At 39.9% G+C, this 14593-nt stretch carries 12 protein-coding genes and 1 pseudogene; 5 read left to right on the top strand and 8 right to left on the bottom strand.

Annotation, left to right across the window (positions count from 1 at the left end; all coding sequences use genetic code 11):
- Window positions 1-131: 131 nt before the first annotated feature.
- The gene (locus V6C71_23060; GenBank protein ID HEY9771335.1) at window positions 132-2222 is read left to right on the top strand and encodes an ATP-binding protein; all 2091 of its coding nucleotides are present in this window, start codon (window positions 132-134) and stop codon (window positions 2220-2222) included.
- Between the two features lie 18 nt (window positions 2223-2240).
- On the opposite strand, the gene V6C71_23055 is transcribed toward V6C71_23060, so the two are convergent.
- The 5 genes and pseudogenes from V6C71_23055 to V6C71_23035 all read right to left on the bottom strand — a co-directional run bounded on the left by V6C71_23055 (window position 2241) and on the right by V6C71_23035 (window position 6359).
- A complete protein-coding gene (locus tag V6C71_23055; GenBank protein HEY9771334.1) occupies window positions 2241-3008 on the bottom strand; it encodes a TIGR00266 family protein in 768 nt (255 codons plus the stop codon).
- 255 nt (window positions 3009-3263) lie between these two features.
- The gene (locus V6C71_23050; protein ID HEY9771333.1) at window positions 3264-4376 is read right to left on the bottom strand and encodes a HAMP domain-containing sensor histidine kinase; all 1113 of its coding nucleotides are present in this window, start codon (window positions 4374-4376) and stop codon (window positions 3264-3266) included.
- Between the two features lie 74 nt (window positions 4377-4450).
- Window positions 4451-4816: pseudogene (tnpA, locus tag V6C71_23045) on the bottom strand (IS200/IS605 family transposase).
- Window positions 4817-5098: 282 nt separating this feature from the next.
- Window positions 5099-5335, bottom strand: coding sequence for a TetR family transcriptional regulator C-terminal domain-containing protein (locus tag V6C71_23040; GenBank protein HEY9771332.1), 237 nt, complete (start codon window positions 5333-5335; stop codon window positions 5099-5101).
- Window positions 5336-5513: 178 nt separating this feature from the next.
- The gene (locus V6C71_23035; protein ID HEY9771331.1) at window positions 5514-6359 is read right to left on the bottom strand and encodes an MOSC N-terminal beta barrel domain-containing protein; all 846 of its coding nucleotides are present in this window, start codon (window positions 6357-6359) and stop codon (window positions 5514-5516) included.
- A 425-nt stretch (window positions 6360-6784) separates the two neighbouring features.
- Here V6C71_23035 and V6C71_23030 point away from each other — a divergent pair, with 425 nt between their 5' ends.
- Window positions 6785-7324 carry a Dps family protein gene (locus V6C71_23030; GenBank protein ID HEY9771330.1) on the top strand — a complete coding sequence of 180 codons (540 nt, stop codon included), beginning with the start codon at window positions 6785-6787 and terminating at the stop codon, window positions 7322-7324.
- 142 nt (window positions 7325-7466) lie between these two features.
- The gene (locus tag V6C71_23025; GenBank protein ID HEY9771329.1) at window positions 7467-8237 is read left to right on the top strand and encodes a ChaB family protein; all 771 of its coding nucleotides are present in this window, start codon (window positions 7467-7469) and stop codon (window positions 8235-8237) included.
- 122 nt (window positions 8238-8359) lie between these two features.
- Here V6C71_23025 and V6C71_23020 read toward each other — a convergent pair whose 3' ends face one another.
- Window positions 8360-8977 carry a 7-carboxy-7-deazaguanine synthase QueE gene (locus tag V6C71_23020; GenBank protein ID HEY9771328.1) on the bottom strand — a complete coding sequence of 206 codons (618 nt, stop codon included), beginning with the start codon at window positions 8975-8977 and terminating at the stop codon, window positions 8360-8362.
- 45 nt (window positions 8978-9022) lie between these two features.
- On the opposite strand from V6C71_23020, the gene V6C71_23015 reads away from it, so the two are divergent.
- Entirely contained in the window at window positions 9023-10198 is a 1176-nt protein-coding gene (locus tag V6C71_23015) for a pyridoxal phosphate-dependent aminotransferase (protein ID HEY9771327.1), read from the top strand.
- A 120-nt stretch (window positions 10199-10318) separates the two neighbouring features.
- Complete coding sequence (gene panD, locus V6C71_23010) at window positions 10319-10738, top strand: aspartate 1-decarboxylase (GenBank protein HEY9771326.1); 420 nt, start codon at window positions 10319-10321, stop codon at window positions 10736-10738.
- Here panD and V6C71_23005 read toward each other — a convergent pair.
- Entirely contained in the window at window positions 10735-11175 is a 441-nt protein-coding gene (locus V6C71_23005; GenBank protein HEY9771325.1) for a hypothetical protein, read from the bottom strand. The genes panD and V6C71_23005 overlap by 4 nt on opposite strands.
- A gap of 874 nt (window positions 11176-12049) precedes the next feature.
- Window positions 12050-14515 (bottom strand): ATP-dependent DNA helicase RecG, encoded by a 2466-nt coding sequence (recG, locus tag V6C71_23000; GenBank protein HEY9771324.1) that lies wholly within the window; start codon window positions 14513-14515, stop codon window positions 12050-12052.
- Window positions 14516-14593 lie beyond the last annotated feature (78 nt).

Raw genomic sequence — 14593 nt, 5'->3', positions numbered from 1 at the left:
CCTATGTTTCATAATCTGCGAATCCCGCCTAATCATCTCAATCAATTATCTAAGACCTAAGATTTAAGATTTCAGGTTTTTAGGCTCTGTTTTTTAAGACAATTGCTGCTTTTTTTAACTATTTAGGACCGATGGTTGTCAAACAATACCCGATGCATATTCTCATAATTGACGACTCAGAAGAAGATCGAGAAGTTTATCGTCGTTATTTAAACCAGCAAACACAATTTGATTACCAAATAACCGCAGTACAATCTGGATCCGAAGGCTTAAAAAAACTAGAAAAATGTTTACCAGATTTAATCTTGCTGGATTACTTACTGCCTGACTGCAATGGTCTGGAATTTATTAACGAACTACAGTCTCAAAGAAGCAAAATTCCCCCGATCATTATGTTAACAGGTCAAGGAAGTGAAACTGTGGCAGTACAGGCAATGAAAAGGGGAGTCAAAGATTATTTAGTCAAGGAAAACTTGACTTCTGACATTTTAATTAATGCGATCGCTAATATTTTTCAGCAGCAACATTTAAACAAGCTATTTACTAAAAATCAGCAGCAGCAACACTTAATTGCCGAAACTGCTTTAAGAATTCGCCAGTCGCTCAATTTATCAGAAATCCTCGATACTGCGGTTCATGAAGTCAGAGTATTGCTGAAATGCGATCGCGTGGTAATTTATCGTTTTGCGCCAGACATGAGCGGTGACATTGTTGCCGAGTCGGTTAAATTGGGACAGAAAAAGACATTAAACGCCAAGATCATCGATACCTGCTTTGAGCTTGGGGGTGCAAGCCAATATAAACTAGGAAAAACCCTGGCAGTCGATAATATCTATCAAGCAGGGTTGACTAATTACCATATCCAGTTGTTAGAGGGATTTCAAGTAAAGGCTCATGTTGTTGTACCGATTTTACTGGCTCGCACATCAGCAAAATCTGATTGTTTCCTGTGGGGATTATTGATTGCTCATCAGTGCGATCGCTTTCGCCAGTGGAAAACAGATGAAGTTGATTTGTTGGATAAGTTGGCAGTACAGCTATCGCTCGCCATTCAACAAGCGGAATTAATTGCTAATTTGCAGAGCGAATTAGAGATAAGAAACAAGCTAGAGAGAGAGTTGGAACGTCTGGTTAGAGTATTAGAAGCCTCAGAGGACTATATCTGGCTGGCTGATGTGGCAGGAAAGGTAATCTGGAACAATCCCCGCCTCAAACAAATCATCGGGATTGTTAAAGATATTGACGTAACTAAGCTATCGGTAAACGACTACCATCCAGCCTGGGCGTTAAGCATCGTTCAAAATGAAGGAATTCCTAGCGCCATTGCTCATGGAACTTGGATTGGTAAAACCGCCCTGCTAACGAGAGATGATAGGGAAATACCAGTTTCTCAACTGATCATTGCTCATAAATCCCCTAAAGGTGATGTGGAGTATCTATCTACGGTAATGCGAGATCTTACCGAGCAGATCGAGTCAGAAAAATTTCTTAGAGAAAGAGCTGATCAATTAAAGTGGGTTAATCAAGAGCTGATTAAAACTACATCTCTGCTCAAAAAACGTAACCAAGAATTAGATCGTTTTGCCTACGTTACCTCTCACGATCTTAAAGCCCCGTTGAGAGCGATCGCTAATTTGGCTACTTGGTTAGGCGAAGATCTAGAAGACACCATACCAGAGGAAAGCCAAAGCTATCTCAAATTGATGCAGTCGCGAGTTCAGCGCATGGAAGGTTTAATTCAAGGATTATTGGAGTATTCTCGGGTTGGCAGAAACGATCATTCATTTATAACAGTCCAGGTCAAAGATTTGCTGACAGAAGCGATCGATTCCTTGCGTCCTCCTGCGGGAATAGAAATTGCCATCGCCCCTAATATGCCAACTTTTAGAACGGATCTTGTCTCTTTGCGACAGGTGTTTGTCAACCTAATCAGCAACGCCATCAAATATCATCACCAAGATCGAGGCAAAATTGAGATTTCAGTTCAAGAGCAAGATAATTGTTATGAGTTTGCTGTGAGCGATGATGGACCTGGTATTGAACCCATACATCATCAACGAATTTTTAGAATTTTCCAAACTTTACAAGCCAGAGATATTTTTGAAAGTACGGGAATTGGTTTATCTATCGTCCAAAAGATTTTAGAAGAACGAGGTAACTCAATCCGAGTTGAATCTGAACTAGGTCAAGGAGCAACTTTTTACTTTACCTGGGATAAGTAAGCCAAGAAGCAATGTCGATTATTGTCTATTGCCAAAAATATTACGAGCGATCGCGCCTAATTCGTTAGCTTGCAGTCCATCTCTAAGGTCTATGTTATTAGAAGTATTAGAGAAATTAGAAGCTGTTCGATTAGAACCTGAAGATATTTTGTTAATCTCATTTTCAGGATGAGTTTGCAGTATTACAATCCCAGGACCTTTTAATTTAGCTAAAATAAGTCCCTCCCCGCCGAATATCGAAGTGAAGATGCCTCCTGCCGATTTAATCTCATATTTTACCGACTCGGCAAAACCAACAATGCACCCAGTATCGACATTTAAGCTTTCACCTGCATCAAGATTAATTGCCTTAAGATCTCCACCCGCCGTAATAAAAACCCTACCCTTTCCCGTGAACTTCTGAAAAATAATCCCTTCTCCACCCAGAAAGCCACTCAACCCTAAATTTATGGTTACGTCTAGCCTTACAGTTGGATCGCAAGCTAACCATGCGCCTCTTTGAGCTATTAAGCTATAGTTGGGAGACACTTCTACTTCTTCAATCGTGCTTTCAAACGGGCTGGCAAAAGCGATTCGACCAGGTTTACTACCATTGTTTATCCACAGAACTTGAAACAACTTTTCTTTGGTAACCAGCTTTTTGACGGCGGACATAAGACCACCCGTAGTAGTTTTAGCTTCAATAAAGCCGTCGCTATAGCAAAATGCGCCAGCTTCTGCATAAATCGACTCTCCAGGTTTGAGAGTTATTTCTACGCTTTTATTATTGTCGGTGTATGTAGTCATACTAAATCTTTGGATAGAATACTTTAAGGTTAGGTAAGTCAGAAGTCAAAAGTCAGAAGTCCCCTCATTCGAGGACAAGCCACAAGGGGATAACATCAGAGGAGTTATAGCTACTTTAAGTCAAGAATACTTTATCAATCGGATTTAGTATTATAAAGTCTTTAACAGTTTTTCAATCAGTGAATTGAGGCTAAAAGCTAAAAGCTAACAACTAACAACAATCAATAAAATTGTTAATTATTAAAATGATCGATATTAAATATCAGTAGGAATCGTTACGGTAAAAGTAGTACCAACTTCTAACTCGCTCTCTACTGTGATCGCCCCTTGATGTAGCTCTGTATATTGTTTGGCGATCGCTAATCCTAAACCCGTACCCTGAAATCCTGCTGAATTACTGGCGCGATAAAAAGATTCAAATAGCTGAGGCAGCTCTGCTGCGGGGATACCAATACCGCAATCGTGAATAATAAATGTTATTTTTGCTTCTCGAGCGATAATCTTAAAATCAATTACGCTATCTTCTGGAGAGTATTTGCAAGCATTGGAAAGTAAATTAGTCAGAATATGATGTAGCAGCTTGCGATCGAGCTTAAATTCCTCTGATTGTGCTTGATAAACCAAGTTGATTGAATGCTTGCTCTGAAATACTGTTTTAACTTCACTGATTAAAGCGTGACAGAAGGTTTCCAGGTTTAGGGGGCTTGGTTCAAACTCTTGTTTCCCCATCTCATTACGACTCATCACTAACACATCGTCTAACAGATCAGTCATCTTAGTAACGTTGCGCTGTAGTTGTTGGAGAACTTCGGCTTTTTTTTCGCTAGATAAACTATCGCCATATGTCTGCAAAATTTGCGCCATACCTGAAATGCTGTTTAGAGGGTTACGAAATTCATGGGACACCGTAGACACAAAGCGAGATTTGAGCCGATTAAGTTCTTTTTCTTGAGATAAGGCGTGGTTTAATTCTTTTTGTGCTGCTTGAAGCTGTAATGAATAAGAGCGCGAGCGCAATAATACCCTGAGTTTGGTTTGTAGCTCTTTTTGCTGGGTAGGAAGATAAACTATATCATCAATTAATGGTTCTAAATGATCTGTAGAGAAACCAATATCTTCCAAAGAAGTCAGGAAGACAAACGGTAGAAATATGGGAACAACAGATGCTCTTTTAGCCAGTATTTTTTCTCTCAGCAGATGGATTGCCGCAAAGTCAATAAAGCATAAATCAAAATTTTCTGATAACAATTGTGGGCCAACATCCGCTAAATTTGCTTCCAAGGACAAAATCTCATAATGCTCTGTAAGCCATTGGCAAAGTATACGGCGGTTTTGCTGATGTTTTAATAACAAAAGAATACGTTTCATGATGGCTCTGTGATGATGCTATTAACTAGTATTGACACTCTCTTGAGTAGACAAAATTCATCGCATCCTTAATTCTAATGACTAAATTGTTTTTCGACATAAGCTTTAAGTTGCTCAACAGTAAGGTCACCACAGGATGCCACAAAATATGCACCCGTCCAAAAATAGGGTTTGCCATAAAAATACTGTTTGCTAATTTCAGGATACTCTTTTCTAATTAATTTTGAAGAGACAGTTTTCAGCTTAGCAATTAATTTAGACAATTCAATGTCTGGTTTAAATTCTACGATTAAGTGGCAATGGTCGCTTTCTGCGTTGAAATCAACCAACGTGCAATCCCATTTAATCAGGGTTTGCTCAAATATTTCTTTTAGTCTAGTTAACTGCTCTTGGTTAGTTGCTTTCTTACGGTATTTTGTGACTAGAATAATATGAGCGGTAAGTTTATAAACTTACTTAAAACCTTTATTAAAAATGCTTGACATCAAGTAGCAATAAAGTGTATTCTCATCATAATATCATGATTTGGTCGAGCAATGATTACCTACGCATATCGATACAAAATCAAGCCAACACAGCAATAAATAAGACAGTTTGAACAGTATTTGAACATCTGTTGCAGTGTTTATAATTTTGCCCATGCCGAACGCAAAGCTTGGTCTTTGTCTAGTAAATCTCACGTAGATCGTTGCTCGATTAAAAGATTGAATAAAATACTGTTCTTACTCAGCGAATACTTGATTGAGGCGAGCGCGAAATAATTCATTTTGACTCGATAATTCTTGAGCCAAATTACCGATCGAACAGCCATTGGTGCATCGGCAATTTTTAAATTCAAAGTAATAACGCAAGCGCATCAAAGGAGAATATTGTTCGTCTTTTAAACTAGTTTTTAGTCGATCGCGATATTCCCTGACAAAATCATCAATAATTGCCAAGCCAAAATCTTCCTTGCTCAAAAAATAGTAGTAAAAAGAACCCTTAAGAACGCCTGCGCTAGACAGTATCTAGTTGAGACTTGCTGCTTTAAATCCTTGTCGCCCAACAATTTCTTTGCCAATTTGGATTAACCCATTGCGTTTGTTGGTACGTTTCATACTTTTATAATAATCGACCGATCGTCTACAAAGATAAAAATTAATCTCTTATTTTGAGAACGCGAAGGCGATCGCCAATTCTAATAATTCCCTCATTTTGAGGAATCATATTTACGCCAAACATTACACCCTTTTCACTCAACTGCCGAAAAGTCTCCAGTGTATTTAGAGGTTCTTTGAGCTGGTTTTTTTGACCGTGTTGTTGATCGACGGTGGTAATAATGCAGCGACTACAGGGCTTTGCCATTTTAAACTGAATATCGCCAATTTGAATCAAACTCCAGCTGTCTTCAATAAAAGGTTCTGTAGTCTCGATCGCAATATTAGGTCGAAAACGATTCATCGCAATGGCTTGGCTTTGTGAATGAATTTCAGCAATTCTTTGATTTAGTTCGGCTAATGAAGCAGTTGCAGTTAACATTACAGGCGAGTTATCAGCCAAACCTACAGGCTGTTCTTCGTCTTGAGGATATTTTCGGCTTAAACAGCGAATATGTTCGGGAGATTGTCTGACTAAACGACAAACTCGATCGTCAGTCAAATCTAAGAGTTGATGAAACCATTGTGCCACCTCATCTCCCTGATCGATGGCTAAAATGCGATCGCGCCAAATTTCAACTTCAGTTAATCTCCCGGCTAAAGTAGCAGGAAAAGTTAGAGCAGGAAAAGCATCATCTTCTAGCTTGAGTGTAATATTAGACTCAGCAATTTGGACTTGAACCTTAGCTAATAAGGGAAATTGCCTTTGAGTGATCGATTTACCACTGCCAGAGACAAGCATCATTTCTCGATCCCAGAGAAAACCTTTGGCTTTAACTTGTGCTTCCTGTAGCTTAATTGCTTGACCAGACTTTAGAGGATAAACACACAGTTCCGTGACAATCATAGGCTTTGATAAACTGGCAAAATAAGGCGAATAATCTTTGTAGGCGATCGTGTTTACTCTACCGTTTCCCTAAAATTACTTATAATTACTTGGAAGCAAAAATTAGAGAGATAGCTGTTCCTCTCTGTTTTGTAAGGCAAAAATCCTGATTCGTCCACCTTCTCAGCCAATTTATTGAGCGATCGCAGATAAATTTTTCCTTTAAGTTCAAAATGCGGTTAATAATTATCATCAACGCTTGGCTATTACTTAGTTTTCAAGCTTTTACTAATTAGTTAAATAGTTAGTAATTTTTTACTTACATCTTTTGATATAGCTCTTAGGTAAGACAACATCCTCAGCAGTTCACTCTAAGTGTAGATGTATGATCGGCACCCAAATTGTTTCAATGAAAGCGAAGTTACACAAGCAATCACCTCATTTTTATGCCTACATTAAATATTGGTCTAAGCGAAGAACAGCGTCACGGCGTAATCGAACTATTAAACAAAGATTTAGCCAACCTGTATTTACTACTTATCAAAACCAAGAAATATCATTGGGACGTTATTGGTCCTCAATTTAGAACTTTACACGAGCTATGGGAAGAGCATTACAATGCTTTAACCATCAGTATTGATAAAACAGCAGAAAGAGTTCGTCAGTTAGGCGGCTATCCTTTAGGAACAGCAGCAGGATTTATCGAATACGGTTCTTTGAAAGAGCATCCAAACGATTTGCCTTCAGCCAACGAAATGGTAGCTCGTTTAGTACAGGATCATGAGCAAGTTATCCGCAACATCAGAGAAGATATCGACAAATGTGGCGATCAATTCCACGATCAAGGTACAGCGGACTTCCTGACAGCGAAAATGGAGGAACATGAAGAAATGGCTTGGATGTTACGTTCTTTCCTTGAGGGTGAAAGTCTAGATCCCAGTGGCAAACGCGTTGGAGACGAAACCAAGCCTGTCGTTAATGCCTAGTCAGATTTAGGTTTATCTTGCCAAATAATGATGCAAGCTAAATAACTATTAGCCATACGGGGTACAGATGGAAGTTTGTACCCCGTTGGTTTAAGAATATATACACGAGTTTCAAAAAATTAATTCAAGAGGATTTTAAATAATGGCAGAAGAAACATACAAAGCAGAACGCACGATTACCGCAGTCTTGAAGGAAGAAAAGCAGATAGATGATGTAGTTCGCCGACTAATCGATCGTGGTGTAGCTCAAGACCACATTTCGGTAATGGGTCAAAACTTCCAGTCTCAAACTCGCATCTCAGGATTTATCAGTAAAAAAGATGTAGTTCTTGGTGGTCTACGTACAGGAGCAGTCTTTGGTTCTTTATTCGGTTCAATCCTAAGCTTGTTTACTGGTATGGGAGTATTGTTTATTCCCTTTATCGGTTCTGTAGTGGCTGCTGGACCAATTACTTCGGTTTTGCTGGGGGCTGCATCTGGTGCGATCGCAGGTAGCGCTGGTGCGGGTTTAGCTTCGGCGTTGATGACTTTAGGAATGCCCAAAGAAAAGGCAGCGGTTTATGAAACTCGCGTTAAAGCTGGAGAATTTTTATTGATGGCGGAAGTTCCTGCCAATAAATCTGGTGAGTATCAGCTACTGATTGAAGGTGCAGGTGGTGAAGAGATCCACATCAATGATTCTACTTTGCCTCGACCTTGCCCTGGTCAATGTAATGGAGTAGAAGACCTTTCTCCCGAAATTCGCTCACATCTGTCAGAAGCAGCACAGCAAGACTTTATTCAAAAATATAATGCTGTTTTAACTGAAACCAATGATGAAACCCAAGCCGAACATCAAGCTTGGTCTACAATTCATAAGAAATATGACGAAGACGATAATGGAGTCTGGTCAAAAGAAAAAGTAAACGTTTAAGATTAATAGCAGTCAAAAACTTTTGGCAGCTACTACAAAATAAAAAGTTATTCCTTGCTAAATTGAGATGATTGATTACCTTTAGTCTCGCCGCTACAAGATCTGGCAAGGTTTAGCTTGGTTTACTGAATTTGCAACAGCTTGTGTGTTTGCAGACTAATGCGCCATTTTGGATGTTGCAGAATATAGTCAAAAATTAGGTTCTTACTTTTGGGAGTATTCCACTCTGGTTGCAAATAGCATAAGGTTGATTCTGGAACTAAAGCAGCCTGTTGTTCTGCCCATTTAAGATCGTACTCGTTGGCAACCACTACCTTTAGTTCGTTTGCCTGCTGGTAAATACTGTTCTGAGGTGCTTTAAACTGTTTGGGAGAGAATGTTACCCAATCAAAATCACCGCTAAAACAATGCGCGCCAGAAGTCTCTAAATGAACCTGTATTCCTACGTTTTTGAGTTCCGCAGTTAGAGGAAACAAATCGTGCAGCAACGGTTCACCCCCTGTAATAATTACAATCGCTGGGTTTACTGCTTTTGCTGCTGTAGCTAATTCCTTTGTCGACTGCTGCGGGTGACGAGAGGAATTCCAAGAATGTTTGGTATCGCACCAAGGACAATGAACATCACAACCCCCGAGGCGAATAAAGAAAGCATTTACTCCTGTCCAATAACCTTCTCCCTGCACAGAATGAAAGGTTTCGACAATTGGATAGGCAATAGTTTTATTAGTAGCAGTGTCCAAGATATTTACAATAACTAGAATGACTGAAATAATATCTTTATCTTAATGTCTTTAATCACTAAAAATTTCACCTCTCGCATGGAGCAAGTTCAGCTACCGTTAATTCCTTTGGTAAATGAACTAATTCGTCACAATCCAGGAACGATATCTTTAGGACAGGGGGTAGTAGGTTATTCTCCACCAGAACAGGCGATCGCATCTTTACAAACATTCTTATCTCAACCAAGCAATCATCTCTATCAAGCCGTTACGGGAATTGAATCTTTACTTGAAGCGATCGCCACTAAACTAGCTACAGATAATCAAATCAAGATTAACGCTCAAAACCACATTGTCGTAACTGCTGGTAGCAACATGGCGTTTGTTAATGCCATCCTCGCTATTACTCAGGCAGGTGATGAGATTATTCTTAATACTCCCTATTATTTTAATCATGAAATGGCGATCGCCATGACTAATTGTTGTCCAGTGTTGGTTAGTACCGATACTAACTATCAGCTAGATTTATCAGCGCTCGCTCAAGCAATTACCTCTAAAACCAAAGCCATTGTCACCATTTCTCCCAATAATCCGACGGGCGCAGTATATTCTGAAGCTAGCCTAAAAGCAGTAAACGATCTCTGTCGCGATCGCGGTATTTATCATATCAGCGATGAAGCTTATGAATACTTTACTTACAACGGGGTGAAACATACTTCTCCAGGCTCGTTTCCCCACAGCGAAGCTCACACTATTTCTCTATTTAGTCTTTCTAAAGCCTATGGTTTTGCTAGCTGGCGCATAGGCTATATGGTAGTGCCGCAGCATCTTCTCTTGCCGATTAAAAAAATACAGGATATTAATTTAATTTGCCCCCCCGTAATTTCTCAATATGCAGCATTGGGCGCATTGCAGGCAGGAATTAGTTATTGTCAACTGCATCTAAAAGAGATTGCTAAAGTACGAGCTATTGTCATTGAGCAGCTGCAAACTATTCCCGATATTTGTACTGTTGCCCCCGCAAACGGTGCGTTTTACTTTTTTTTGCAGGTAAATACTAGCTTGAACGATATAGAGTTAATCAAACAGTTAGTCGAAAACTATCACGTAGCAGTAATTCCTGGTAGTACCTTTGGTATAGAAAATGGCTGTTATCTTCGGTTGGCTTATGGTAGCTTGCAATTATCGACTGCTGAAGCAGGAATCAAGCGGTTAATTAGTGGTCTAAAAGCTATTTGTTAGATCGAGGCTCAAAAGCGCAGCTAATTTCAAAACTTCAAAGTTGAAGGACAATCCCTAAATGTTCAATGCCAAGCTTGCTTAGCGGTTTATCATAAAAGTGTCAGGTTGAAAAAAAGATTAATGACCCAGATTAAGTTAATGCACGCCAAGCTGCATCGCGTCAGAGTCACTGAAGCGAATGTAAATTATGTAGGTAGTATCACTATTGACCAAGATTTAATGGATAAAGTAGGTATCCTGCCTCTAGAAGAAGTAGACGTAATTAATCTTGACAACGGCAAACGTTGGTCTACCTATGCGATCGCTGGAGCAGCAGGAAAGGGCGGAATTTGTCCCAATGGTGGCGCAGCTTTGCTCTGTAAACCAGGCGATCTCTTAATTATTATCGCCTATGAATATCGCGATCGCGCTCAGGTAATGCGTGATGGACATCAGGCAAGAGTTATTGTCGCGAATGAACATAACCACTGCTTAGAATTTATGGAACAAAGTTTAGTTAACCAAGGCGGTAAGCTACAGTTTGAATCTTGTTCTTACTAATTCAAATTAACTGGTAAAGCAACTGGCGGAATAGTCAGCACAGGGCGATTAGGCACGGTTTGTGGAGGTAGAGGCGTGCCTGGTTGTTGTACTGCGGGAGGGAAAGTATTTACTACTGTATTAGGTATAGGAGCATTAGCTGGTGTGCCGTTGGGCAGACAACCCGAGACACACAGGTTAAGACTATTACCATTAAAATTGCCTGCTCCTACAGTAAAATCAGGGCTTGATGGAATTGTCTGTTGAGGAATTACTACTGGGGGTGCTACAGGCTGGGGTGCAGATTGAGGTTTAGGTCCTATAACGCTATTGAGAATACTCAACGCTCCCGTAGCCAATTCTAATATTTGTGCCGAAGCAGGTTGAGCAGGAGCAAGACTAAGGAAAACGGTAGATGCGATCGCAAATTGGATAGCTAGTGATTTATTTTGACTCACGATCATAATTCCTCTCTCAATTACTGTTACAACGTAAACGATATAGTTTGTCTGTTCAGTATACAGATACGTTGTGCTTCTGTAATTAATGCAGTTTATCAATTAATATTTACCAAATAATATTTACTAAAACTTTTGAGTTCTAGCTTTCCCATGATGGTTGAGAGGTTAGTTACATCTTTAATTAATATATTTAGGAGCTATATTGCTTTTATTTGTTTGCCTTCCAATTTAAGCTTAAAAGCACAAACATAGTTTTCAATTAAACAATAAAAATAGCTTTAACAATCATTATTTAGAGTATTTTTTTAACGCAAAGCAAGCTAAACAAATCTGGATATATATAAATTTTAGTTAGTTACTCGTATTTTATAGCTTCAATTCAATACAACTTTAAATAATTATTAGCAGATATACCACGACTTTCCTCTCAAACAGGATTTGCTGCAAATAGCAATATTGCCGTTAAGTCAGCGGTTAAATCAAAGGTTAGTCATTCACTAATCAACAACTTAGTAAGCTTTTTAAGGAATGATTTTTAAGGGGAATTTTTAAAATTGCAGTTAGAAATGTTGGGGCAGGAAAACAACTAATTGAGTAAAAGACAATTAAGATAGATTGAATTTCAAATTAGTTAATATTAAGCGCGACGTACAGCCAAGTTTTTGTTAGGTGCGATGCCTTTATGCGTAGCGGTATGCCACGGCATTTGCCAATCGCGGATTCACGGATAAACCGCACTCCGCCCTTCGGTCTCGAAGCTTATCCTAAAGGACGACGCGAAGCTAGTCGTTTAGGGCGGCTAGGCGTCGCCAATCGCGCTATTAAATTTAAGACGCTGTGTATTGAAAAGTATTAAGTTGCAGAAGTTCGCTCAATTTAAAATATCGCCACCTAGTAGACGACGATAGCGAATCTCTAACTCTTGTTTCAAGGTCGGAGAATTCTCTAACATTTGATCCGCAGCAATAATCTTCTCCGCTGCTTCTCTGGCCAAATTCAGCACTTCTTGGTCTTCCACAAGGCTAGCTAAGGCAAAGTCTGGCAGTCCTGACTGTCTAGTCCCTAGTACAGCCCCAGGTCCTCGAAAACGCATATCTGCCTCGGAGATAAAAAAGCCATCTTGAGATTCTTCTAGCACTGCTAAACGCTGTCTGGCTTCAATATTTTTAGTGCTACTCATTAGGAAACAATAGGACTTATTACTACCACGACCAACTCGCCCTCGCAACTGGTGCAGTTGAGATAAACCAAAACGTTCAGCGTGTTCGATCACCATTACTGTTGCATTTGGCACATCAACTCCCACTTCAATTACTGTAGTTGAAACAATAATCTGACAATCATTATCGCGAAAAGAGTTTAACGCTGCATCTTTATCTGCCGAACTCATACGACCATGCAGCAAAGCAATTTTGAACTCAGGAAAGATTACTTCTGATAAGCGTTGATGTTCTTCCGTTGCTGCCTTAAGGTCGAGCTTTTCTGATTCTTCGACTAAAGGGAAAATAATATAAGCTTGTCTGCCTTGAGCAATTTCTCTGCGGATTAAATCATAGACTTTTTTGCGATCCTTACCCTTTTTTGCCATAGTAGAGATCGCCTGTCTACCTGGCGGTAGTTCATCGATCTGACTTACATCTAAATCGCCATGTAGGGTTAAAGCCAACGTCCGAGGAATAGGAGTAGCCGTCATGGTTAACACATGGGGAGATTTTCCTTTGCCTAATAAACGCGCCCGCTGCTGCACCCCAAAACGGTGTTGTTCGTCAATTACGGCTAAACCTAGCTTATGGAATTGAACAGGATCTTGGATTAAAGCATGAGTCCCTACCAGCAGAGGCAATTCACCATTTTCTAGTTGGGAATGAATTTCTCGTCGTTTAGCGGTTTTAGTCGAACCCGTAAGTAACTCTACGGGTAAATGCAGCAAATTAAACCAGGCAACTAACTTACGATAATGTTGTTCGGCTAATACTTCTGTAGGTGCCATTAGTGCAGCCTGATAACCAGATTGAATTGCCGCAAGTATGGCATATACGGCTACGATGGTTTTTCCTGAACCCACATCTCCCTGTACCAAACGATTCATCGGCGTATCGGCAGTACCTAAATCTTGAAAGATTTCCCTGATAACTCTTTGTTGAGCATTGGTTAAGGTAAACGGCAATATCCGCTCAAACTGTTTGATTAGCTTACCTTGTGGTGCAAAGCTAGCACTCGATTGATTTTGTTTTAGCTGTTGACGACGCTGCAAAAAGCCTAACTGGAGATAGAAAAATTCATCAAAGACTAACCTGCGTCTGGCATGGGTAAGTTCTTCACCGGTTTCAGGATAGTGAATACAGGCGATCGCATTTTTTAATTTAACTAAACCATATAAATCACGTAATTCACTTGGTAGGGGATCGGGCAATTGGGCAGCAGCAGGTAAAGCAGCAATAACTGATTTCCTGACGGTATCGGCGGGGACTCCTTCGGTTAAAGGGTATACGGGTAACAGGCGACCGATTTTGCTCGATTCAATACTCGCCCCTGCACCATCTAAAACTTCAATTTCAGGCTTATCTAAAGTGATGCCATATTTATTTTGCTTGACTAGTCCAGAAGCAGCCACGATTGAGCCTTCAGGATACTGGCGTTTATATCTTTCTTGCGAACCTCGATGGCTATATCTAGCACCTGTTAGAAAACGATTGAGCTTCAATCTACCTGTGGCATCGCTCAAAATCAACTCAAAGATAGTTAATTGCTTATTTCTCGGACTACTAAAACATTTGCAGCTTTTGACTGTACCGATTACCGTTACGGTTTCTCCTGCTTCGAGATGGGTAATTTGTACCTGGCGGGCATAGTCTAGATGATCGCGGGGATAATAAAACAACAAGTCTCTAACTGTATATAGCCCTAAACGTTCAAGATAATTACTTCTACGACCAATATCAATTATTCTACTCAAAGGCTGATCTAAAGAGATCGCTGGGTTGAAGTAAGTTTTAGCTTGGGGACTACTTAAAGTTGCGGTGCGGGGAACTTTGGGTTTGGGCGGGGTATCGGGTGTTTCGACGATCACTTTTTGCTGATGCAGAAAATTGCGGGTACTAATAACTAACTGCTTTCTCTGAGAAGAACTTAAGCCTTCATAGCCGGCGAACTTTTGAGCGACATCATGCCACTGTATTTTATCCCCAGCCGGAATATTTCTGGGGGGCTTACCCAAGCTGAGACAGAGAAACTCACTGAAGCGAAATTGATTACCAACTAAATCTGTATATCCTCTTTCTGCCTCTACAGACAATGCTTTTTGCAATCTCAACCAATCTAGCGTTTGTTCACCCATTCCCAATTTATAGCTGTCGATAATTGATATTTTAAATTTTATTTACGAGCTTGCACAGACAAAGTAGTAGAATCTTGC

Origin of the sequence: Coleofasciculaceae cyanobacterium (assembly GCA_036703275.1) — a bacterium.
GTDB lineage: Bacteria > Cyanobacteriota > Cyanobacteriia > Cyanobacteriales > Xenococcaceae > Waterburya.
The sequence above is the reverse complement of the archived record's forward strand: the minus strand, read 5'-3'. Positions and strand labels throughout refer to the sequence as shown.